Source organism: Bradyrhizobium sp. USDA 4454, assembly GCF_054822705.1.
The window spans coordinates 6,404,683-6,426,704 of sequence record NZ_JBTRCN010000001.1 but is presented as its reverse complement, the minus strand read 5'-3'; the positions used below and the strand labels follow the sequence as shown (position 1 = coordinate 6,426,704).

General features: G+C 63.9%; 23 protein-coding genes. 9 read left to right on the top strand and 14 right to left on the bottom strand.

Features of this window, described 5'->3' with window-relative positions:
- Positions 1-384 precede the first annotated feature (384 nt).
- Complete coding sequence (locus ACVIW0_RS29870) at positions 385-633, bottom strand: hypothetical protein (protein WP_461355610.1); 249 nt, start codon at positions 631-633, stop codon at positions 385-387.
- A gap of 153 nt (positions 634-786) precedes the next feature.
- Between ACVIW0_RS29870 and ACVIW0_RS29865 the strand changes: the two genes are divergently transcribed.
- From ACVIW0_RS29865 to ACVIW0_RS29855, 3 genes are all read left to right on the top strand, one after another.
- On the top strand, positions 787-1,269 hold the full coding sequence (locus ACVIW0_RS29865) for a hypothetical protein (RefSeq protein ID WP_461355609.1): 483 nt from the start codon (positions 787-789) through the stop codon (positions 1,267-1,269).
- 3 nt (positions 1,270-1,272) lie between these two features.
- Positions 1,273-1,506: a hypothetical protein gene (locus ACVIW0_RS29860; RefSeq protein WP_461355608.1), complete on the top strand. Its 234-nt coding sequence runs from the start codon at positions 1,273-1,275 to the stop codon at positions 1,504-1,506.
- A 239-nt stretch (positions 1,507-1,745) separates the two neighbouring features.
- On the top strand, positions 1,746-1,982 hold the full coding sequence (locus tag ACVIW0_RS29855; RefSeq protein WP_461355607.1) for a hypothetical protein: 237 nt from the start codon (positions 1,746-1,748) through the stop codon (positions 1,980-1,982).
- A 194-nt stretch (positions 1,983-2,176) separates the two neighbouring features.
- On the opposite strand, the gene ACVIW0_RS29850 is transcribed toward ACVIW0_RS29855, so the two are convergent.
- The 3 genes from ACVIW0_RS29850 to ACVIW0_RS29840 all read right to left on the bottom strand — a co-directional run bounded on the left by ACVIW0_RS29850 (position 2,177) and on the right by ACVIW0_RS29840 (position 5,263).
- Positions 2,177-2,314 (bottom strand): hypothetical protein, encoded by a 138-nt coding sequence (locus ACVIW0_RS29850; protein WP_461355606.1) that lies wholly within the window; start codon positions 2,312-2,314, stop codon positions 2,177-2,179.
- Between the two features lie 160 nt (positions 2,315-2,474).
- Positions 2,475-4,745 (bottom strand): TonB-dependent receptor, encoded by a 2,271-nt coding sequence (locus ACVIW0_RS29845; protein WP_461355605.1) that lies wholly within the window; start codon positions 4,743-4,745, stop codon positions 2,475-2,477.
- 146 nt (positions 4,746-4,891) lie between these two features.
- On the bottom strand, positions 4,892-5,263 hold the full coding sequence (locus ACVIW0_RS29840; RefSeq protein ID WP_461355604.1) for a hypothetical protein: 372 nt from the start codon (positions 5,261-5,263) through the stop codon (positions 4,892-4,894).
- Between the two features lie 332 nt (positions 5,264-5,595).
- On the opposite strand from ACVIW0_RS29840, the gene ACVIW0_RS29835 reads away from it, so the two are divergent.
- Together ACVIW0_RS29835 and ACVIW0_RS29830 are read left to right on the top strand one after the other, a co-directional pair.
- Complete coding sequence (locus ACVIW0_RS29835; RefSeq protein WP_461355603.1) at positions 5,596-6,213, top strand: hypothetical protein; 618 nt, start codon at positions 5,596-5,598, stop codon at positions 6,211-6,213.
- A gap of 79 nt (positions 6,214-6,292) precedes the next feature.
- Positions 6,293-7,066 carry an SDR family NAD(P)-dependent oxidoreductase gene (locus ACVIW0_RS29830; RefSeq protein WP_461355602.1) on the top strand — a complete coding sequence of 258 codons (774 nt, stop codon included), beginning with the start codon at positions 6,293-6,295 and terminating at the stop codon, positions 7,064-7,066.
- A 651-nt stretch (positions 7,067-7,717) separates the two neighbouring features.
- Here ACVIW0_RS29830 and ACVIW0_RS29825 read toward each other — a convergent pair.
- Genes ACVIW0_RS29825 through ACVIW0_RS29810 form a run of 4 tightly spaced genes read right to left on the bottom strand, consistent with a single transcriptional unit; the run spans position 7,718 to position 10,900 of the window.
- A complete protein-coding gene (locus ACVIW0_RS29825) occupies positions 7,718-8,476 on the bottom strand; it encodes an SDR family NAD(P)-dependent oxidoreductase (RefSeq protein ID WP_461355601.1) in 759 nt (252 codons plus the stop codon).
- 9 nt (positions 8,477-8,485) lie between these two features.
- Positions 8,486-9,226 carry an SDR family NAD(P)-dependent oxidoreductase gene (locus tag ACVIW0_RS29820; RefSeq protein WP_461355600.1) on the bottom strand — a complete coding sequence of 247 codons (741 nt, stop codon included), beginning with the start codon at positions 9,224-9,226 and terminating at the stop codon, positions 8,486-8,488.
- A gap of 46 nt (positions 9,227-9,272) precedes the next feature.
- Complete coding sequence (locus ACVIW0_RS29815) at positions 9,273-10,112, bottom strand: alpha/beta fold hydrolase (protein ID WP_461355599.1); 840 nt, start codon at positions 10,110-10,112, stop codon at positions 9,273-9,275.
- A gap of 41 nt (positions 10,113-10,153) precedes the next feature.
- Positions 10,154-10,900: an SDR family NAD(P)-dependent oxidoreductase gene (locus ACVIW0_RS29810; protein ID WP_461355598.1), complete on the bottom strand. Its 747-nt coding sequence runs from the start codon at positions 10,898-10,900 to the stop codon at positions 10,154-10,156.
- A 155-nt stretch (positions 10,901-11,055) separates the two neighbouring features.
- On the opposite strand from ACVIW0_RS29810, the gene ACVIW0_RS29805 reads away from it, so the two are divergent.
- The gene (locus ACVIW0_RS29805; RefSeq protein ID WP_461355597.1) at positions 11,056-11,937 is read left to right on the top strand and encodes a LysR family transcriptional regulator; all 882 of its coding nucleotides are present in this window, start codon (positions 11,056-11,058) and stop codon (positions 11,935-11,937) included.
- Between the two features lie 223 nt (positions 11,938-12,160).
- Here ACVIW0_RS29805 and ACVIW0_RS29800 read toward each other — a convergent pair whose 3' ends face one another.
- The 3 genes from ACVIW0_RS29800 to ACVIW0_RS29790 form a co-directional block, all read right to left on the bottom strand.
- Entirely contained in the window at positions 12,161-14,707 is a 2,547-nt protein-coding gene (locus ACVIW0_RS29800; RefSeq protein ID WP_461355596.1) for a TonB-dependent receptor, read from the bottom strand.
- 278 nt (positions 14,708-14,985) lie between these two features.
- Positions 14,986-15,660 carry an RraA family protein gene (locus ACVIW0_RS29795; protein WP_461355595.1) on the bottom strand — a complete coding sequence of 225 codons (675 nt, stop codon included), beginning with the start codon at positions 15,658-15,660 and terminating at the stop codon, positions 14,986-14,988.
- A gap of 375 nt (positions 15,661-16,035) precedes the next feature.
- Positions 16,036-17,061 (bottom strand): amidohydrolase family protein, encoded by a 1,026-nt coding sequence (locus tag ACVIW0_RS29790; protein ID WP_461355594.1) that lies wholly within the window; start codon positions 17,059-17,061, stop codon positions 16,036-16,038.
- Positions 17,062-17,211: 150 nt separating this feature from the next.
- Between ACVIW0_RS29790 and ACVIW0_RS29785 the strand changes: the two genes are divergently transcribed.
- Both ACVIW0_RS29785 and ACVIW0_RS29780 read left to right on the top strand, forming a co-directional pair.
- The gene (locus ACVIW0_RS29785) at positions 17,212-17,340 is read left to right on the top strand and encodes a hypothetical protein (protein WP_461355593.1); all 129 of its coding nucleotides are present in this window, start codon (positions 17,212-17,214) and stop codon (positions 17,338-17,340) included.
- A gap of 189 nt (positions 17,341-17,529) precedes the next feature.
- Entirely contained in the window at positions 17,530-17,880 is a 351-nt protein-coding gene (locus tag ACVIW0_RS29780; protein ID WP_461355592.1) for a hypothetical protein, read from the top strand.
- A 7-nt stretch (positions 17,881-17,887) separates the two neighbouring features.
- Here ACVIW0_RS29780 and ACVIW0_RS29775 read toward each other — a convergent pair whose 3' ends face one another.
- The 3 genes from ACVIW0_RS29775 to ACVIW0_RS29765 all read right to left on the bottom strand — a co-directional run bounded on the left by ACVIW0_RS29775 (position 17,888) and on the right by ACVIW0_RS29765 (position 20,492).
- A complete protein-coding gene (locus ACVIW0_RS29775; protein WP_461355591.1) occupies positions 17,888-18,601 on the bottom strand; it encodes a type 1 glutamine amidotransferase in 714 nt (237 codons plus the stop codon).
- A 79-nt stretch (positions 18,602-18,680) separates the two neighbouring features.
- A complete protein-coding gene (locus ACVIW0_RS29770; protein ID WP_461357467.1) occupies positions 18,681-19,613 on the bottom strand; it encodes a hypothetical protein in 933 nt (310 codons plus the stop codon).
- 393 nt (positions 19,614-20,006) lie between these two features.
- Positions 20,007-20,492: an Lrp/AsnC family transcriptional regulator gene (locus ACVIW0_RS29765; RefSeq protein ID WP_456749770.1), complete on the bottom strand. Its 486-nt coding sequence runs from the start codon at positions 20,490-20,492 to the stop codon at positions 20,007-20,009.
- Between the two features lie 123 nt (positions 20,493-20,615).
- Here ACVIW0_RS29765 and ald point away from each other — a divergent pair, with 123 nt between their 5' ends.
- Positions 20,616-21,731, top strand: coding sequence for an alanine dehydrogenase (gene ald / locus ACVIW0_RS29760; RefSeq protein ID WP_461355590.1), 1,116 nt, complete (start codon positions 20,616-20,618; stop codon positions 21,729-21,731).
- Positions 21,732-22,022: the final 291 nt, after the last annotated feature.

Below are 22,022 nucleotides of genomic sequence, written 5' to 3'. Positions count from 1 at the left end.
GGACGACGGCGTGGGAAGGCCGCTCGCTACAATTTCTCAAACCGTCGTCCAGAGGAGCCCGCCAGAGGCCGGCGTCTCGAAGGATGGCCGCAGGGACGCTCCTCGCCAGATTATTCCCAAACGCGGTAGCCCCCGGGTCATCCACCAGCCCTCTGAGACCAGGAGATGAATCCAGATTCCCCGAGCCTGGCGATGTCACCTTACCGACAACGGGCTTCAGGAAGGTGGGCCGGATAGGAACGATCCACTGCTCGTCGCCTTATGCAGCGATGGATGATCTGCTCAAGCGAGCCGACCAGGCTATTGAGGACGGCTACCGCGTCAAGGAAGAGGCGATAGAGCACCTACTACGGGCCAGAAGGGCGGCCCGTGAGGTGAGAGCCACTATCGCTTGCGCCGCAAGCCATAGTCATCATCAGCTTGGGCTGGAAAAGCCTGAGGGGCAGGACGCTTTTCAGGAAAATCCTGCGGATATCTTACCGGCCGATCAGCGGCACTGAATTCGAAAAGTCGTCTCGCGGATATCAGATCCAGCAGGCGTTTACGCGCTGCAGCAACAGCCTCCGCCAGCTGTTTGGAACGCTGCATGGCGGCCTCGGCACGTGCGAAGAGTGTCTCCAGGTCCTGTGCCATGACGCCGGATAACGCGGGGGGGGGGTGCGGTTCCCGCGAAGGCGCCTTAAGCGCTTCGCTGTTTTCAGTCGCCCTAATTCCAATAATATGTCTTTGTCGCTTGCGGTTCCGCGTCCCCGCAACGGGCTTCCGCCGGTCACGAAGGCGCCCGCTATGGTGTTGCCAGCTTTTCGTATTTTCCGTCTCTCGTCTCTCGACAAAGAGCACGACAATCGTCGCTTGGCGTTTGGACGGGCGGCCATTGCGCTGGGCCGCAAAGTGCTTTCGGAAAATCCTAGACCTAACATTCCAAAGGCCCCGCAGCACGAGATCAAAAGACCATCCCCTCTGCACCCTGACGCCTTTCAGGTGCAAGCAACTGCCGAGAGAAAAAGGAAGGCGCAGGAGGAGCGGCAATCTTTTGAGCGGCAACAGCTATCTATTGCCGACGAGCACGTAGCGAAAGCTGAACGCGTGATCGGGGAGCAGGTGGCCTTGATCGAGAACCTACGACGCGACGGCCAAGATACGAAGCTCGCGGAGCAAACGTTGCGGGTATTCGAGGCCAATCTGCAGGTCATGCGCGAACACCGAGAGCTTATCGTTGGGGCCATCGAGGGGCTTCAAGGTGGGCACGTTTGGACTCAGTGGAGCTAAAACATGGATCGACAAGCCGAAGTCGAACGCCTCGCGCAGTCCGACAGGCATATCGCGACTGCCGAGCAAAACATCACGAAGCAACGACTTTTACTCGATAACTTGCGGAGGGACGGTCACGACACCAAAGTTGCGGAGGAGATGCTCACGGGCTTTGAGCACAATCTAAAGACACTGCGTGAGCATCGTGAGATCATTGTCAAAACGATTGAGCAGATCGACAACGGCCTTGCTTGATCACTGGACGTTGCTGGTCAGAGCAACCCGAAGGTTTAGCCGTTGTTCTCGATAAAGCTACCGATGCCGTTGTTCGCGATCCGCCCTTTGATCTAGATCACGGAATTTAATCTTGAGAGAACAGCACGGGCAGTGGAACGTGATACGATGCCACCATCACCGGCCAAGGCTCTGCCCGTAGGCGTCGGTGGCTGAGAGACCGAGCGCGCTCCCGCCTGCACAGGGAAGGGAGCGCGTCCATGCCGGATCACCTTCAATCCGCCCATCGCGAAAAACAGCTTCGTCATTTGGAGGAAGCCGAACGGCACGTTGCTCAAGGCGAGCGACACATCGTCGAGCAACAGGAACGCATTGAGGGGCTCGCCAGTCGTGGTCACGACCTGACCGAAGCTAAGAGGCTGCTGGATAACTTCTACTCTTTCCAAGCTCTGCACGTCCTGCACCGAGACCGCATCCTCAAAGAGCTAGCTCGGTAAGGCCGCCAGGCTGAGATGGCTTTCTTTTCGGGCTGTCGGAAGCCGACCCTCACTTCGGCGTCGTTCGACGCCTGCTTTGGAAGGTGATCCGGACCCCGCGATCCCACGCGCACGCGGGAAGCGGATTTATGAGTAGACGCCCAGAACCTCTGCCTGATGCCGGCGCAGAAGCCGCGGCGCATCATCGCTCGCTGCTAGCGGCGGTTCGAGCCCGTCCTCGTTGCGCGCTTGGCCTCGACCTTGGGTTGGAAGAACAGGCGGGGCGCCACCGAGACCAGTCCGATGGTCATTCCGAGGAATGCCAGGAACGTATCGAGAAAATTCATCTCCATTTCAGTTGTCTCCATTCAGCAAGCACTGGCCCTGGGCTTGGCCCAGTTCAATGCGTTCGATGAATTGGATATGGTGCGCGACACTGCTCGGTACAATGGAAAACATTGCTCTCGGAGCAATACTCTCATTGCTCCGCATCCGGGCGGCAATCTGGCCTCGCTAGAACTTCTGCGTGATGCCGGCATAGAAGCCGCGGCGCGGGCCGTATTGCGGCGCGAACACGCCGATGCCGGAGCCGTCGCGGATCTGGTAGACGGTGTCGAACAGATTGACGACGTCGAAGCGCAGCGTGGTCGGCTTGTTCGGCGCGACGATGGTGAAGTCGTGCGAGACACCGAGATTGACCTGCGTATAGGCCGGCACCGTGCCGGTGTTGGCGAAGCCGTCGCGCAGGCCCGATCCGTAGATCATCGAGGCGCTGAACTTGGTGTCGTGCCACTGGTACCAGCCGCCGACCGATGCGGTCAGCGTCTGGGCGTGGTCGGTGTTGACGTAATTGTTGGCGATATAGGCGAGCTCGTCGGGATCGAACAGATACTGGTTCGACACGACCTGGGTGGCGACTTGCCGTGCGATCGCGACATTGCCGTAGAGATGCAGATTGTCGTGGTCGTAGCTCGCCTTCAGCTCGACGCCTTCGTTGGTGCCCTTGGCATAGTTGAAGGCGGTCAGGACGTAGGCCTGGCCGAACTGGCCGTCGTCGAGCAGGTCGGTCGCGATCTTGTAATAGGCGTCCATGCCGACCTCGAGGCCGGGGATCGCATCAACCCTTTGCGTGACGCCGATGTCGAACACGTGCGAGCGCTCCGGCAGCACGGGATCGTTGGCGGTGACGCCCGGCTGCGCCGTCGTGTTCTGCACCAGCGAAAGATTGGTCGGCGCCGCCAGCACCTGCTCGGGCGGCGTGAAGTTGCGCGCATAGCCGGCATGGAAGGTGGTGCCATCAAAAGGCTTCCAGCTCAGGCTGATCCGCGGGCTGAGCTGGTTGGCATCGACATATTGCCACATCTGGTCGAAGCGCAGGCCTGCGTTGAGCGTGAGCTGGTTGGTGATCTTCCACTCGTCGGCAACGTAGGTGGAGAACAGGTAGCCGGTCTTGGCGCTGGAATCGAACACCGATATCGGCGCATCGATCGGGTTTCCGGAATCGTCGAGCGGCAGCACGGTCGAGCCGTTGTTGACCAGCGTGCGCTCGGCGCTGAACGACATGCCGAACTTCAGCGTGTGCGCGAAGCCCAGCCTGTAGGACGTATCCTCCTGGATGCCGTTGACGAGGCTCTGGCGATAGACGTCGGAGGCGACGCCGTTGAAGACGAGGTCGCCGACCGGATCGGGCATGAAGTGCAGCTGGCTGTAGCGGTTGAAATAGGCGACCTGGTAGTCGAAGCCGTCGCCGGATTTCTGATAGGCCACGACGTTGAACTGGTTGAACTCCTGCTGCCGCTCGTTAAGCAGCGCGGAATCGAAGTTGGAGACGCCGTAGGCGGTGAAGGCGGGAGCCTGGCCCGGATTGTTGGGGATCTGATAGGCGCCGTTGGAGACGCCGCCGATATAGGTCAGCCGGCTGGTCGGGTCGATCGCGGTCGAGACATAGGCAAAGCCCTTCTCCTGATCGGTGCGGTCGTGGATGGCGCCGTAGGCCGGCGTCGGGTTCTCGATGCCGACGTCGCTGCCGAAATAGCGGCCGGAGACGTAGTACTGGGTCTGTCCGACCGTGCCGCCATAGTCGAAGCTGGTGGTGAAATTGCCGTGGCTGCCGCCATAGACGCTAACGCTGCCGGAATTGTTGAAGGCGTCGGTCTTGGTCTGGATGTCGAGCACGCCGGCGGTGCGCAGGCCGTATTGCGCGGGCAGCGCCCCCGTGATCAGCGCCATGCTGCCGACGATGCCGGTGTCGATGATCTGGCCGAAGGCGCCGACGCCGTCCGGCAGCATGATGCCGTTGATGCGGTATTGCAGATTGGCGTGCTCGTTGCGGACATGCAATTCGCCGCTGGCGGCCGAATCCTGCGACACGCCGGGTGCCTGCAGCAGCGCCTTGTCGAGCGTGGTGTTGGTGCCCTGCGGCAGCGACTCGAGGGCTTGCTGGCTCATCTGGTAGCTGCCGGCGCCGGTCGGCGCGAGCAGCGCGGCACGGGCCTGGTCGAGCCGGTCGTTCTGGCCTGCGATGGCCTGCGCCTGGGTCCGCTCGGGGGATTCCGGCGTCGCCGAGACCGCGCCGGTTCGTCGCGCGCGATGGCCGCCACCGGCAGCTAAGCGGGTGTTCGGCTTTTTCGGCCCGGATGGCGCGTTGTGGTGCTGCGGCGCCGTCACCGTGATGTCCGGCAGGCTGGTGGTCGGCGCCGTCGTCTGCGCGAATGCGCCATTGATCCCGCAGGCGATCAGCGAAGCCGCACCGGCGGCCGCGTGTCGTCGGATAGTGCCTGACATATTGATTCCCGATCTCATGAGGCCGCGATCCGATCCGTCCGAGCAGGACGCGGTCGAACCCGCCGTCGCTCTGCGACGGCCCAATTCCGATGGATCAAACGCCAGCCGATCCGTGGCCGCGTTCGACGTTCAGTCGTGCAGGGAATTCAGGCGACCGGAGGCGCGCGCGGCTGATAGTGAAGCCGGCCGATCTCGACCGGCGCCGCATAATTGTCGATCTGCCAGCAGAGCAGAGTTGCGGCGTCCGGCAGTTGCAGCGCCGGCAATGCCGGTGCCGGCACCGCCGAGTTGACCATCGCCACGACGGCGCAGATCGCGCAAAGGTCCGTGGCCTGGTCGGAATCCGGATTCGAAGGCGGCGCGTCGCGCGCGGCGCGCTCGACATGCGCTGCGAATGGTGTCGTCGCCTGAGCCGCTGCAATGGCATCGAAATGTCCGAACGACAGCACGAACTGGATCGACAGCGCGAGCAGCGCCAGCCGAGTCCCATGCCTGATGTTCGAACGAATCCACTTCATGTCGACGCCATTGCCGCGTCGAGGGTCACAAGTCCGACGGACGGCACATGCGACGCGGTGTCGCACAGTTTCGAAAACGTGCTGGGCTGTCAATCCGCATTGCTGGGCGAGCTGATCAATTTCCAGGCGATCGGACGATTTTGCAACATCGCGGTGTCGGCACGAACACTGGTCCATGACCACGTCTCTGACGTGATCGCGCTGAAGTGTAAGGTGACTGTCAGGTTCGCGATGTCCCGCGACCAGGCCAGACGAGCCATGTCCGATCAGGCGGCGCGCTGGCATTGTCGATGTCCAAAGCGTATAGTTTCTGATCACGCGACGGTAACCTGATGTCCACTTTGGCAAGCAAGCTCGGTCTCGCGATCTTCCTCTCGGCGCTGTGCCTCGGCGGTCAGCAGGCCCATGCCCAGGCCGGCCCGGTGCGCTACTGGACGCCGGGGTCGCTGTTCGGCTTCGGCGGCAGCCTGGCTGATGGCCAGAAGGCGGACACCTACGGAAATTTTCCCGGTTTTGACGCGACAAGCGCGCAGGGCGACGCCGCCTATCTGAACGGCCGGCCGGACGGCTGGTTCGTCGGCAGCGAAGGCGGCCGCGCCGGCTGGAGCGCGCTCGGCCAATCGGCGGCGTTCGGCTCGCTGGAATATTCGGGCGCGCAGGTCGGCTACAATTTCAAGGGCGTCGGCAACACGCCCGTGACCTTCTTCGCCGGCTTCGACAGCCTGAAATACAATCCGCCCGGTGCCGGCGGGCCGGTGGCGCCGTTCAGCGGCAATCCCGGCGTCAGCGCCGGTTATTCGGCGCGCGCGGGCGTCGAGTTCCGCCCGACCTCGAATGTCACGCTGTCGCTGGGAGCGAGCTTCACCCAGCAAGGGGCGGAGCGGATGGACAGCGACATTCATTCGCAATTGCTGCCCGGCCAGTCTCCGGTTCTGTTCGGCGGCCGCTAGCGCTTCAGCGCAAGACGGCCGCGCTGCGGTCCTGATCCAACCAGAACTTCAACCAGAACGAAGAAGTCAGGATCGAAACATGGACATGCAGGGCAAGATCGCACTCGTCACCGCGAGCGCCTCGGGCGCCGGCCGCGCCGGCGCGCTCATCCTCGCGCGCGAGGGTGCGGCGGTCGCGGTCGTCGACCAGAACGAGCCCGGCGCGAAGGCGGTGGTCGACGAGATCAGGAGAGGCGGCGGACGCGCCCTGGCGCTGGCCGGCGATCTCCGCGACGACAAGTTTTCGCGCGAGATCGTCGCAGCGACCGTGAAGGAATTCGGCGCGCTCGACTGCGTGTGGAATCATCTCGGCATCCCCGGTCCGTCGGTGATCGACGATCTCGAGGGCTGGGATCTCAGCGTGGATCTCAATCTGCGCTCGCAACTGATCACGACCAATGCGGCGCTCGCTCAGATGACGGCGCGGCGCAAAGGCAGCATCCTGTTCACCGCATCGACCTCGGGCCTGGTCGGCTCGCCCTGGAGCCCGACCTATTCGGCGGCCAAGGCCGGCGTGATCGGCCTGGCGCGGGCGCTCGCCAAGCGCCACGCCAAGGACGGCGTCCGCGTCAACGCGATCTGCCCCGGCGCGATCGACACCCCGATGCTGCGGGTGTTCGTCAACCGGCCCGACCAGCCGGGCCACAACGAGGCCGATCCGGAGGAACTGATCAAGGCCGCGGTGACCCGCAATCCGATGGGCCGCGCGGCACGCCCGGAGGAGATCGCCGAGGTGGCGGTGTTCCTGCTGTCGGACAAGGCCTCGTTCGTCACCGGGATCGCGATGCCGGTCGATGGCGGCACGGTGGCGTAGGTGCAGTACGATTAGGCCGTGTACCCATAAAGCCAGGCGCGAGGCGATAGACGCAATGTCTGTTTTGCCTCCGAGCTTGTGCCGCAGCTCAATCGGTCGTGTCGGGCCATTGCGGACCGCTGATCGAGAGGTCAATCGGCCATCGTCGGAAAGCGCACCGTGGCAAAAAAGAAACGGCCCCAGCACCCTTGGAGGTGATGCTGAGGCCGTTCCTCATTCCAGCCTTGCCGAGCCGCCGATGCAATAATTAGGCGCCCTCTGGGCCATCGGTAAAATTGATCTTAATGAAAGGGCTGCCCAGTCCCGAGAGGATCGAATCAACAGCCGGTTCCAGAAATCACATGTGTGAATCAAACGTAAATAAATTTGCTACTTATTCCCGAGTGTCTGACAAGTGTCCTAATGCCCGGCTGCGAGTGTCCTAGTTAGGACAGCACCCGACATTGATGGCCCATGCGAGTGTCAGAGCCCCGATCAATGAGAACACCAGAGCGGTAAGCATGCTCCATCGCCTCCCGACAAGATCCGAGAGATCGTCCAGGAGGATCAGCGTGCCGACAACGAACAACGGACAGATCGCGAAGACGCTTGTCGTCTGTATAGGGGACAGCTCGTGCGTTCCATCATGACGATCCTCTCGCGTCTTGTCGCTCAAAGCTTCGAGCCGCCGTCCACCCGCAGAGTGTCTCCGGACACCCAGCGCGCGGCGTCGGAGGCGAGGAACGCGATGGCGCCCGCGATGTCGTCGGGCTGCGCCACCCGCTTTAGTGCCTGCATGGAGAGGGTGAACTCGCGGCCGGATTCGGTCCTTGCGAAGCTGGACATGTCGGTGTCGACGACGCCCGGCGCCACGGCGTTGACGCGCACGCCCCTGGCTCCGAGGATCAGGGCGAAGTGCTTGACCAGAGTATCGACGGCTCCCTTGGTGGCGGCATAGGCGGAAAGATTCCCGACCGCCGCGTGCGCTGCGAGCGAGGACGTGAAGATCACGCTGGACCCATCTTTCAGGATCGGCAGCAGTTGCTGAACCAGAAAATATGGCGCGCGGACATTGACGGCGAACAGCGCGTCGAAGTCCTCGACCGTGGTCTCCTCGATCGTTGCGGCTTTCGACACGCCGGCATTGGCGACCAGAATGTCGAGCCGTTCGCCGACGATGTCGCGTACCTTGGCGGCGAGCTTATGCGCGCCTTGAGCATCCGAGAGATCGAAGCCGATCGCCTCGGCCCTTCCTCCCGCGCTCTTGATCTGGTCGACCACCGAACGCGCGTCCGCGGCACCGCGTGCGTAGTGGACAAGGACCTGGGCTCCCGCCTTGGAGAGAGCCAGGGCGGCGGCGCGGCCGATGCCGCGCGAAGCTCCGGTGACAATCGCTGTCTTTCCGTTGCACGGCGTCATTGAATCACTCATGACCGCTCCTTACGCGTTGGTGCCGCCATCCACGGTAAGGCTTGCGCCCGTGATGTAGCTTGCATCGGGGCTGGCAACGAACGCGACCAGCGCGGCGACTTCATCGACCTTGCCATACCGCTTCAGAGCGGTGTTCGCGGTTTGAGGCTCGGCCCAATCGCCCGCAGCCGGATTGAGATCGGTGTCGATCGGACCCGGCTGCACGTTGTTGACGGTGATACTGCGGTCTCCGACTTCGCGCGCCAGGCTCTGCGTGAACATCTTCACGGCGCCCTTAGTCGCGGCGTAGGCCACCAGGCCCGGCGTTCCGTTGCGTTCGCCGACACAGGATCCGATGGTGATGATGCGTCCATCTTTGCGCAAGTGCTTGAGCGCGGCCTGAGTGGCGATGAACACGCCGCGAAGGTTGAGGTCGATGACGCGATCCATCTCTTCGAGAGTCGTCTCTTCGAAGGGCTTCGGGATCGCGGTACCGGCATTGTTCACCAGCACATCGAGAGACCCGAAGGTCGAGACGGCTTTGCCGATAGCCGCCTCGACGGCCTTCGGGTCGGTGGCGTCTGCCTGAAGGGCAATCGCCTTGCCGCCGGCCTTCTCGATGTCCTTCACCACCTGAGCGGCGGCATCGGCGCCCTGGGTGTAGGTGATGGCGACGCTGGCGCCGTCAGCGGCCAGACGCTTGGCGATGGCGGCTCCAATGCCGCGGGATGCGCCGGTGACGAATGCAGTCTTGTTGGCGAGCTTGGACATGATCAAATTCCTTATGGATGGTGGGTTTCGGTAATCGGCTGGACGATCAGGCTTGGTCGAGAAACATGGCGGTGTGGGCCACGAAGAGCTCCGGGTACTGGTTCTGAGGCCCGTGGCTCGAATCCGGATAGACGATGAGTTGCGCGTTCGGCAGACGCTGCTGCAACGTGAATCCGTTTATCGTGGGGATGATCAGATCGTTGCTGCCGTCGACCACCAGGGCCGGATGATGGATGTCGGCCAGGTAATCCCACACGCCGTGGGTCTTCTCGTTCGACTGGACGATCGCCGCGTATTGCGCCGTGGCGGACGCCTCCCTCACTTCGGGGCTGCGATCCTTGCGGCGGAGCTTGCGTTCGAGGTACTTCAGACCGGCCGCGCGGCCGGCTGCATTGGGCAGGAAATGCGCGGCGATCCAAAGATGTTCGGGAGGGTCGTAGGTCGTAGAGAATATCTCTGCGGATTTGCTGGCGGCGGTGTCGGCGCCACGCGGCCCGGTGCCCACCAGCACCAGCTTGCGCACCAGGTCGGGCGCCTGCACGGCGATCTCCTGAGCGACCTTGCCGCCGATCGAATAGCCGAGGATGTCGGCCTTGCCGATCCCGAGCGCCCTGATGAAGGCGATGGCATCCGTCGCCATGCCCGGGATGGTCGCCGGCGTCTGGCCCGAGCTGGCGCCGATGCCCGCATTGTCGAACAGGATGACTTCGCGTTGCGCTGCCAACCCGTCGGTCACGGCCGGATCCCAATGGTCCATGGTGCCGCGGAAATGGATGTTCATGACGATCGGCACGCCGCCTGTCTTGCCGAAACGTCGATAGGCGAAGCGGATTCCGTTGGCGTCGACGAACTGGGTGGGCGCAGTTTGGTGTGTATGGGTGGTCATGGCAGAACTCCTTATCCCTGAGACGATGTGATCGATCGGATTCAGCTCGCGGTCTTGCCGCCGTTGACCCGTACGATCTGGCCTGTGATGAAAGAGGCCTTCTCCGAAGCCACGAAAGCGACGGCCTCCGCGATTTCCTCTGGTCTCGCGCCACGCTTGAGCGGCACGGCGGCGTAGAAGGCAGTCTTCTTGTCCGGCGAGCCGGTCAAACGATCGAGCATCGCAGTCTCTGTCGGCCCCGGCGCCACCGCGTTGACGCGGACGCCGAATGCGGCCGCTTCGAGTGCCGCGGATTTGGTGAGGCCTTCCACGGCATGCTTGCTCGCCACGTAGAGCGACAGGTTGGCAGCGCCGCGCTCGCCCATGGTTGACGAGATGTTGACGATGCTGCCGGCGCCCTGCGGCTGCATGACCCTGAGTTCGTGCTTGAGGCTGAGCAGGGTGCCGAGCACGTTGGTGTCGAACATCGCGGCATAGCTTTCCAGCGCCGTGGAGGTCACCGGTCCAGGCGTGCCCTCTGTGCCGGCGTTGTTGACGGCGACATCCAGCCGGCCGAAGCGCGCGACCGTCTGGTCGACCAGGCGACGGATATCGTCCTCGCGGCGCACGTCGGCGAAAATGAACGCGGCCTCCGTGCCGAGGCCCCGGAGCTCGGTCTCCAGGGACCGGCCTTCGGCCTCTCGGCGGCCGGAGACGACCACGGTCGCGCCCTGTTTGGCGAAGGCGACCGCGGTGGCGCGGCCAATGCCGGTCAGCGCGCCGGTGATGAGGACTATGGGACTGGACATACGACGCTCCCCGATTCAGGCAAAAACCTTCCGTTCCCTGCCACGTAGGCATGGTCTCAGGTCATTGGCCGTTCAGCGTTGGGAGCTACTTATGGGGTGCTGGCCTATTCGAAAAAGACTTTGTAAGTTCCCTTCCCATACCTGAGGGGCATGGAATGGAGCTTCGTCATCTCCGTTATTTCGTCGCCGTTGCCGAAGAAGGCAGTCTCACCGTGGCTGCCGAGAAGCGACTGCACACGGCGCAACCGTCCCTAAGTCGGCAAATCCGCGATCTGGAATACGAAGTCGGCGTGCCGCTCCTGACCCGGAGCGTGCACGGCGTACAACTGACGGAGTCTGGTCGGGTCTTCCTCGATCACGCTCGATTGGCACTGATGCAAGCCGAAGCGGCCACCGAAGGCGCTCGGCGCGCGGCACAGCCGAGCAAGCAGGTTTTTGCGATCGGTTTCACCACCGGGCAGGAGGTCGACTGGCTACCACGTGCCACCAGCTTGTTGCGCAACGAACTGGCGGACATCGAAATTCGCGTATCCAGCGACCATTCGGCGACGCTGGCAGAGGAACTCGCGCATGGCAGGCTGGACGTCGCATTTCTGCGCGGTGAAAAGATGCCGGGCATCGAATTCAAGGTCGTGGCGCAGGAGCCGCTGGTCGCGGTTCTGCCCAGCGATCACAGGCTCGCGCAGCGAGAGACTTTCGATCCGAAGGATCTCGTCGGCGAAACCTATATCGGCATTTCGAAAGTGCCGCGCGTGCTGCGCGCGCTGATTGCCGAATACCTCGATCGCTGCGGCATCGAGATCACGCCGGCATTCGAGATCGACAACTATGCGATGGCGATCTCGCTGGTGGCCTCCAACCGCGGCGTGGCGATCTTGCCGGCATCAGCCAAGAATTTTCTGCCGTGGTCGGTCATAAGCCGCCCGCTCGACGGTGATGCGCCTACGATCGATGTTACCGTCGGTTTTCGTCGAGACAACGCATCGCCTATCCTGAAGACCTTTCTCTCGAGAATCGATGGCCTGAATGCGGCATAGACTTGCTTAGGCCAGGAGCGAGATGGCCTCTCGCTTCCAGGCGTCGGGCTTAGCAGTCGATTGTCAGAGACGGGTCGCCTCACTCGGAACGCATCTGGCGATGCGTCATAGCCGAAGCTCCGCTTCGGCGTTCTTGAGAACGGCCGCCGAAGGCGGCCTGCGCCGCTTCCCGCACGCGGCGCGAGTGAAGCGGAGTCCGCGCTACGCAGCTCGCGAGGTTACCCTAGAACTTCGCCCTGATACCCGCATACGCGGCGAGCGGCATGCCGGGCACGAAGGTGCGGGGATCGCTTAGCTGCGCCATCAAATTGGGGCCGCCGCCGGCGCTGACAAAGCCGCCGGTCTGATAGAACGCGCCGCTCAGATAATAACGCTGGTTGAACACATTGTTGATCAGGCCGAACACCTCGATGTTCTTCGTGACCTGGTACGACGTGTGCAGATTGACGACCGAGTAGGCCGGCACCTTCGGGCTCTGGTTGGTGTAGTCATGGATCAGCCACTGGCTGCCGACGACGTTGAGGTCGGCGCCGACCTTCCACGCATCGGTGACGTTGTAGTCGACGCCGGCCTTGAAGCGGTGCGCGGGAATGCCGGGGATGTGGTCGCCCGGAGTGACGTTGACATATTGCACGCCGCCGTCGCTGACCAGCGCGTTCGGATTGTTCGGCGAGGACAGCGTGATCGCGCTTTGATAGGTCGCGTTGACATAGGTGTAGTTGGCGTAGGCGTTCCAGCGATCGACGCGATAGTCGAGCTTGGCCTCGATGCCCTGGCGCAAGGTCTGTCCAGCGTTCTGGAAATATCCGAAATTGTTGACGCCGAGCGGGCTCGCCACCTGGATGATGTCGTCGTCGGACAAAGTGTGGAACGCGCCCAGCCCCCAGCTCAGCACGCCGGTCTTGACATCGCGGCCCCAGCTGCCGCGCAGGCCGGCCTCGACGGTGTGCGACACCACCTGCTTGAGCGGCGGGTCGGCCACCAGGAAGGTGTCGATCATGCAGGGATGGTTGGGATCGGAGCAGCCGAGCTCCAGCGGCGTCGGCGTGCGGTTGGCTTCCGAATAGCCGGCATAGGCGGTGAGGTTCGGCGTGATCTTGTAGGTGCCGCCGATCACCGGATTGAAGCGCTGGAAGCGGTTGCTGCTGTTGAGCAGGTCATTGGTCCCGGTCTGGTCCTGCAAATCGATTTGGGCGTAGTTGAATCGCCCGCCGGCGGTCACCGAGAACCTGTTGGTCACATCGAACGTATCGGTGAGGTAGACGCCGGTATAGGTGTTCGTGGCGCGCAGATCGACCGGGCTGAGACCGGCGTCAGGCTGGTTGATGAAGACCCCGGTGCCGGTGACGAACAAATTGTTGGGATCGATCGTGCCGAGCTCGCTGCTCGCCGTGAATTTCGTGTTGCCGTGGTCGACGCTGACGCCCATCACGACGTGGTTGTCGTGCCCGAACAACCGGCCCGAATTGGTCAACTGCGCGGTGCCGCCGAAGCTGTTGGTGGCGGCCCGGTTGCGATCGAGTTCGCCGAGGAAGGCATTGCCCAGCGTGTTCGGAGTCGCCGGGCCGTCGGTTGGACCGAACACCGGAAGGCCGTTGCCGATGCACAAGGTGGTGGGATCGTCGCAGGGTGCGACGTCAGTGCCGTTGCCGTCGGTGTGAGTCTGCCGGAAGCCGCGGAAGTAGGCGTTACCCTGGAACGACCAGGTGTCCGAGAAATTGTGGCTCAAGGTGGCGTTGACGAAGGCGAGTTGCAGCAGGGTCGATTGCGGCCAGGTGTAGACGCTCGACCAGCGCTGGCTGAGCAGCTCGACCGGCGTTGCCGCGACATTGCCGAGCAGGTTGCTGGCGCCGGTGAAGTTGACGTGGAATTCGGTCTGGTCGTTGCGCGCGCCGACGTCGATATACATCCGGTTGATGTGCGAGGAATTCGCATAGTCGCGCCAACCGCGATCGTAGGCGGATTCGAACGCCGCATAGGCGGAGATGTTGTCCCGCTGGCCGCCGGCCTGCACGCTACCCTGCACACGCCCGTAGGAGCCGCCGAACAGTTCGGCCTCCGAGCCCTGATAGGTGAATCCATTCTTCATCTGGATGCTGAGCGCGCCGCCGATCGCGTTCAGGCCGAAGATCGGGTTGTTGGGCACCAGCGAAACCCGATCGATCGCCTTCTCCGGGATGAAATCCCAGTTGACCACGTCGCCCCAGGATTCGTTGATGCGCACGCCGTTCTGATAGACCGCGATGCCCTGCGGCGTGCCCTGAACCGGCGAGGCGACGAAGCCGCGATAATCGAGGGTGCGCTGGAACGGATTCCCGGTCTGGTCGGTGAGCGTGACGCCTGGCAGCTTGCGGTTCACCGAGTCGAGGAAGTTGGTCGAATAGTTGCGGCTGAAATCCGCCGAGGTCAGCACCTCGGTGTTGGACGGAATCTTGTCGCGGTCGAGCAGGCTTGAGTCGCGGTCGGAGGGGCCGGGGACCCAGGCGCCGCCCTCCGGCGCCGCTGCGGTTTGCACCGGTGCGGCCCGGGTCCGCGCTGTCCGCGAGGGCCGCACCACCGGCCGGGCGGCCGGCTTGATGCTGCGGGTGCCCGACAGCGGCGAGGGGGCAATCACATTGACCGGCGGCAGTTCGGCCGGGGCGGGGGTCTGGGCATGCACCAGCGTCAGCGGCGCTGCGGCCCCGATGGCGGTGAGCATGGCCGCAGCGCCGCGCGGATAGACCGACGACGACAAAAACCGTGTTGCCGTACGCAACAACGTACCAGCCATGACGCCCACCCCGTTGTCCCGGTTCGAGTTTTATCCCCGACGAACCTCGCGACGAACCTCGCTACGAACCTTGGCTTCGAGACTGCGGGAGCGCTGGGGCTTTGGCAAACAAGATGTGTCCCGGGAGGGCGGGATTCTTTTCCATTTGTGATCGGGAAAAATTCCCGATGCCGATGCATCGGCGCGGTCATGACCGCCTAACCGCGCCAGCTCGACGGCTTTTTGCCGATGAATGCCCAAGAAGCGGGCATTCCCGCTCCCTGGGCCGCGGCAACGCGTCAGTCCTTGAACTCGCAGCCGAGGCGCTGCAGGGCCTCATCGACCCAGCGGCGGTCGCTGGTGCCGGCCAGGATCTGCTGGATCGCCTTCTCCTCGGTCGCCTTCTTGGCCTCGGTCAGCTTGCAGATGGCCTCGACGTCTTCATAGGGCACGCAGAGCACGCCGTCGTCGTCGGCGACGATGAGATCGCCCGGCTCGACGATCATGCCGTCGATCGAGATGGTGCAATTGATCTCGCCCGGGCCGTCCTTGTAGGGACCGCGATGGGCGACGCCGGCGGCGAACACCGGGAACGCACCGGTGCGGATCGCGCCGGCATCGCGGATCGAGCCGTCGATGACGAAGCCCGCGACGCCCTTCTTCTCGGCCAGCGTCGACATGATCTCGCCGATGATGGCGTTGACCAGCACGCCGCCGGCGTCGACCACAACCACGTCGCCCGGCTGCGCCAGGTCGATCGCCTTGTGCACCATCAGATTGTCGCCGGGGCGGGTCTTCACGGTCAGCGCCGGGCCGCCGAGCCAGCCACCTTTATGCATCGGCCGCAGCCGGTTGGTGCCCGCGATCCGCGACATCGAATCGCTGATATTGGCGACCGGCAGCGTGCGGTAGCGCGCGACGAGGTCGGGCGACACTTTCCGCTTCGCCTTGTGAATTGCAAATCCTATGGCCATCGGTTTTCTCCGGGAGATTGATTGCTTGAAGTCGGTTGTCGGTCTTACTGCTTGGTTAGATCCTCATGGTGAGGAGCGCGGAACGCGCGTCTCGAACCATGAGGGCCCGTCGGTGGCCTGCATCCTTCGAGACGCCGCTTCGCGACACCTCAGGATGACGGTCTGAGAAAATTGTAGCGAGCGGCCCCCCACGCCGTCGCCCTGGCGAAAGCCAGGACCCATAACCACCGAGTTCGATTGAGAGGGTGATAGTGGCCCCAGCGTCGCACAACAGCAAGCGGTTGGGGTAATGGGTCCTGGCTTTCGCCAGGACGACACTGAATACATTCACATCCTCTCAGGATGAGGGGTTAGAGGAAAGTGTGCCGCGTCCGTTCAATGCGCGCGGCGGTCGAGATGGGCGTTGAGGCGAGGATAGACGCGGCGGGCGTTGCCTTCAAAGATCTTGGCCTTGTCCGCAGCGCTGAGCGGCAATGCATCGATGTAGCGGCGGGTGTCGTCGAAGTGATGGCCGGTCTCGGGATCGATGCCGCGCACCGCGCCGACCATCTCCGAGGCAAACAGGATGTTCTCGACGGGGATCACCCGGGTCAAGAGCTCGATGCCGGGAAGATGATAGACGCAGGTGTCGAAGAACACGTTCTTGAGCAGATGCTCCGACAGCGGCGGCAGCTTCATGTCCTGCGCCAGGCCGCGGTAGCGGCCCCAATGATAGGGCACCGCGCCGCCGCCATGCGGGATGATGAAGCGCAGGGTCGGGAAGTGCTTGAACAGGTCCGAGGTCAGGAACTGCATGAAGGCGGTGGTGTCGCCGTTGAGATAATGCGCGCCGGTGCCGTGGAAGCAGGGATTGCAGGACGAGGAGACATGGACCATCGCCGGCACGTCGAGCTCGACCATCTTCTCGTAGAGCGGATACCACCACTCGTCGGTCAACGGCGGATCGCACCAATAGCCGCCGGCGGGATCGGGGTTGAGGTTGCAGCCGACGAAGCCGAGCTGGGTCACGCAGCGCTCCAGCTCCTCGATGCAGTTCGCGGGCTTGACGCCGGGACTCTGCGGCAGCTGGCAGACGGGGACGAAGTTCTGCGGGAACAGGGTGCAGACCCGGTGCACGAGGTCGTTGCAGATCGTGGTCCATTCCCGGCTGGTGGCTTCCTTGCCGACGTGATGCGCCATGCCGGCGGCGCGCGGCGAGAAGATGGTGACGTCGGTGCCGCGCTCCTTCTGCAAACGGAGCTGCGCGCCCTCGACGCTCGAGCGGATCTCGTCGTCGGTGATGCCGAGATTGGTGGTGAGCGGCCGGCGCGATTTGTCGGCGAGGCCGGCGAGCTGCTTGTCGCGGAAGATCTGCAGCTTGGCCGGCTCGGTGGTGTAGTGGCCGTGGCAATCGATGATCATGGTTGTTTCCTTATTGTCCCCTCGGCAGTGTCATGCGTGGGCGACGGATGACGGGATCGGCCAGCCCGCCCTGGCTGAGCGATCGGTCAGATAATAGAGCGTGAAGAGGCCGAGCAGAATGGTCGGCACGCCCCTGGCGATGAACATCCATTGCCAGCCATGGTGGCGATGCGGTCGAACGCCTCGCTGCTGCCGCGCCGGTTCGTGGAATGTGCGTTGCAGGCGGCCTCGCGCAGCGCACCGCCGCTGCTGCCCGAGGTGGCGGCAGTGGGCCGCTGATCGTGCCGCACGACCTATACTTTCGTCGGCGGTAGTCTTCCGGTACCCCGTCTGGCCCTGCTCTTGCATCGTTCGATCTCAGGTGCTGGGGCGCGCCAGCCCGTGTTCTCGCCCGCGGCGGTGATGTCGCGTGCGAACGATGCGTGACGCGCGCCCGCAGCGATTTGACATCTGCGGAGACGAGACGACATGCACGTCATCACACGTGCGGCACTGCTGCTTGGAGCGTTATTGCTGACATCGCCAACCCTGGCTCGCGACGACGGCCGCTACGCCAATTCACCCCTGAAACCCTGGTTCGAAAGCCTGCGCAGCGGCTACGGGCAGTGCTGCTCGGATGCCGACGGATATGTGGTCGCCGATCCCGATTGGGAGTCTGATCACGGCCACTACCGCGTGCTGATCGACAGTGAGTGGGTTGTGGTGCCTGACGAGGCCCTGATCACCGAGCCGAACAAGATCGGGCGAACCATGGTGTGGAAGCACTATATCGACGGCCATCCACGCGTGCGCTGCTTCATGCCGGGCAGCATGACCTGAGACGCGCTCACGCGGGCGTACGGCGCGTGAGAAAGCGCGTGACCACGCCGCCGAGCGCGGCGTGGTCGAGCGGCGCGGTGAGCGATGCCTTGGCGGTGTCGACCACGGCGTCCGGCGCGGGGCCGCGGCGCAGGTCGCACAGCGCGTCGGCGTAATCGGCGGTGAATTCCGGATGCGGCTGCACCGACAGCGTGGTGCCGTTGGCATAGAGCAGCCCGGCATGCGGCGTGAAGTCCGACGCCATGATGGTGCGCGCGGAGGCGGGCGGGGTGATCACCTGGTCCTGATGCGAGGCGGCCACTGCGATCGTCTCGCCGTCGAGCAGCCCGTTGTCCGGCGCTAACAGATAGACGTGGCGGCCGATGCCCCAGCCTTTTTCCGACTTGCGCACCGTGCCGCCGAGCGCCTGGGCGATCAGCTGATGGCCGAAGCAGACGCCGACCATCGGAACGCACTTGTCGTGGGCGGTACGCACGAAACCTTCGAGCGGCGCGATCCAGGCGACATCGTCATAGACGCCGGCCGCCGATCCCGTGATCAGGATCGCATCCAGTTTGGACGGATCCGGCAGCGCCTCGCCCGTGGCGAAGCTCACGACGTCGCAGGTCACGGACGGATCGGCTGAGGCCACCATCCGCTGAAACATCTGTGGATAGCTGCCGTGGCGCTCGCGGAATTGCGGGCTGACGAGCCCGGTTTCGATGATGGTGATGCGGGGCATGGCTGACGGTTGAGCAGTGATGATCCAGCCTTTACTCCGAAAGCGCTGAGGATCACAACCCGCTCGCGGCCGCCGCCGGTCAATTCCGCGGTGGCGCTTCCGCGTCGATCGTTGCGGTGTGCTGTGGCGCCGGCGTCGTCGCGACGATCGCAGCCTCGGTGCGGTAGTTCGGCAGCTGATCGGTAAGCGAATAGCCGACGCAGAGCGCGAGGCTCGACCACACCGCCATGCTGAAATACAGCGACATCCAGGCGATTTCCTCGCGCCATTCGGCGATGTCGTGGGTCACGATCCAGCGCCGGCTGACGTCGCGCAGGCCGTCGAGCGGATGCAGCAGCGTGCCGCCGGCGGCGCGGTTGGCGCGCCAGCGGTTCAGGTACATCGGAACGTCGACGGTCATCAGGAAGGCGAGGAACGCGGCGATGCCGACGATCGCGACGATGAAGGCCCAGCGCACCGGGCCGTGAAACTCCGGCAGCAGCCGGCACAGCGCGATCCCGACCAGGAAGAACACCACGGCCCAGATCGAGTTCTCGATCGCGTTGCAGAGATAGTGCGTGGTCAACACCGCATACCAGGAGAAGCATTCCGCGATCACGATCAGCGGCACGATGATCCAGGCGATATTCATCGTGGTCTCGGCGCCGGTCATGGTGCCGAGCTGATGCAGGATGATCGCCCATTGCGCGGCAAAGCAGACCTCGGCGACGGTGGCGACGCTGCGGCCGACCATCACGCTCGACAGCCAGTGATCGAACAGGCAGATGCGCTGCACGTCGGCGCGCGGCAGCACCGAACGGAAGGCGCAACCGAACACATAGGCCGCGCACAGCAGCATCATCAGGCCGATGCCCGAGGTGTTGCTGAAGCTGCCGTTGGCCTGCTCATGGAACTGGCGGTAGAGCGCGAACCAGACCGCGATGTTGGCGCCGCTGACGAGGCTCAGGAAGCCCCACCACCGGACCACTGGATTTGACCAAGCCAGCGAAACCGGCCGCGCCCGCCACTCCATGCTCATTCACCGCTCCGCGTGTAACCGAATTGATATCGAACTGTAGCAATTCTGTCATAGACGGCGGCGAATCACGACTAAAAAATGCGTGTGGCGCGGGCTCCGATTGTGACAGCGCGCGTGGACCGGGGGTTTTGTCACAGTGCGTCGCTCGGCGTTTGTGACAGTGAGCGCTTGGCGCGCGGCAACCTCTTTCGTCATTCCGGGATGCGCCGAAGGCGCAGGCCCGGAATCCATCGGGCCGCCGTGTTGCGGTTGAATGGATTCCGGGCTCGCGCTTCGCGCGCCCCGGAATGACGAGGGGAGAGAGTCGGGGTCCTCCCGCCTTCGCGATCGTGATCGAATATGACGCCGGCGCCGGTAGGCAGCTCGCTTCGATCCTCGATTGACCGCTTAGCGCAGCGCTGTCTCCGGAATGGTCCGGCGAACCACCTCGCGCATCGCGAAGCTGGAATGGATGCGGGCGACGCCCGGCATTCGCGACAGATGCTGCTTGTGGATGCGCTCGAAGTCGGCGATGTCGCGGGCGATGACCTGCAGATGATAATCGTCGCTGCCCGACATCAGATGGCAGGACACCACGTCGGGACAGCGCGCGATCGCGGCCTCGAACGCCGCGAGATAATCCTCGCTCTGCTTCTCCAAGGTGATGGTGACGACGACGGTCGTCACGAGCCCGAGCGCTGATGGTTCGAGGTCGACGCGGTAGCCGCGGATCACGCCGATCTCTTCGAGATGACGGATGCGCCGCGCGCAGGCGGTCGGCGACAGCCCGACCTTCTCGGCAAGCTCGATCTGGCTGGCACGGGCGTCAGTGACCAGCTCGGCGAGGATTCTGAGGTCGATACGATCGAGACCGTCCACGCAGTTTTCCTTCAAGAGCCGAGCCGAAAGTGAAGGATATGAGCGTGTCCTGCTGTGGGCAAGCCGGAATTCGCTGAGAAACGCCGTGTGACGGGGAATAGCCTTGAAGCCGGGAAACGAGTCTTCAAGGAGCGGACCATGCGCGTCGGGGTGCCCAAGGAAATCAAGGTCGAGGAATATCGGGTCGGGCTGACGCCCGCCTCGGTGCGGGAATACGTGGCCCACGGCCACGAGGTCGTGGTCCAGCGCGGCGCCGGTGACGGCATCGGTGCAGGCGACGACGCCTACATCCAGGCGGGCGCGCGGATCGCCGACACCGCCGAAGAGGTGTTCTCCGTCGCCGAGATGATCGTGAAGGTGAAGGAGCCGCAACCGTCGGAATGGATCAGGCTGCGCGAGGGCCAGATCCTGTTCACCTATCTGCATCTGGCGCCCGACGTGCCGCAGACTGCGGGGCTGATCGCCTGCGGCTGCACCGCGGTCGCCTATGAGACCGTGACCGACGCGCATGGCGGGCTGCCGCTGCTCGCGCCGATGAGCGAGGTCGCCGGCCGGCTCGCGATCGAGGCCGCGGGCGCCGCGCTGCGCAAATCCGCCGACGGCATGGGCAAGCTGCTCGGCGGCGTGCCCGGCGTGCCGCCCGCGCGCGTCGCGATCATCGGCGGCGGCGTGGTCGGTACCCATGCGGCGCGGATGGCCGCAGGCCTCGGCAGCGACGTCACCATCCTCGACCGCTCATTGCCGCGGCTGCGCGCGCTCGACGATCTCTTCATCGGCCGCGTCCGCACCCGCTACGCCACGCTGGAAGCGATCGAGCAGGAAGCCTTTGCGGCGGACGTGGTGATCGGCGCCGTGCTGGTGCCCGGCGCCGCCGCACCGAAACTGGTGTCGCGCGCACAGCTCGCCGGCATGAAGCGCCGCGCGGTGCTGGTCGACGTCGCGATCGACCAGGGCGGCTGCTTCGAGACCTCGAAGCCAACCACGCATCAGGCGCCGACCTATCTGGTCGACGACATCGTGCATTATTGCGTCGCCAACATGCCGGGCGCGGTGCCCGTGACCTCGAGCCACGCGCTCAACCACGCCACCCTGCCGTTTGGCCTGGCGCTGGCGTCGAAGGGATTGCGCGCGCTGGTCGAGGATCCGCATCTGCGCGCCGGCCTCAACGTCCATCGCGGCCGCGTCACCAACCGCGCCGTCGCCGAGAGCCAGCATCTCGCGGCGGTGATGCCGGAGGAAGCGCTGGCGTCGTAGGCGGGGCCCTTATATCCGATTGCGGTGCTGGTCTAACCTCCCCTTGAAAAGGGGAGGTCGCTTTGCTCGCCAGAGCAAAGCGGGTGGGGATCTGCTCTCTCCAGATAGAGCGTCGTGTGGCTGACCCCATCCCGACCTTCCCCTTTCAGTAGGGCAATCGCATATGACCCTTCGGCGGCCGCGGAGGTAACTGGGCCTCGTGGTTCGAGACGCGCCGCAAGCGGCGCTCCTCACCATGAGGGTCTACTATTGTGCAGCAAAACAAGCCGTCATCCTGAGGGGCCCGCCAGA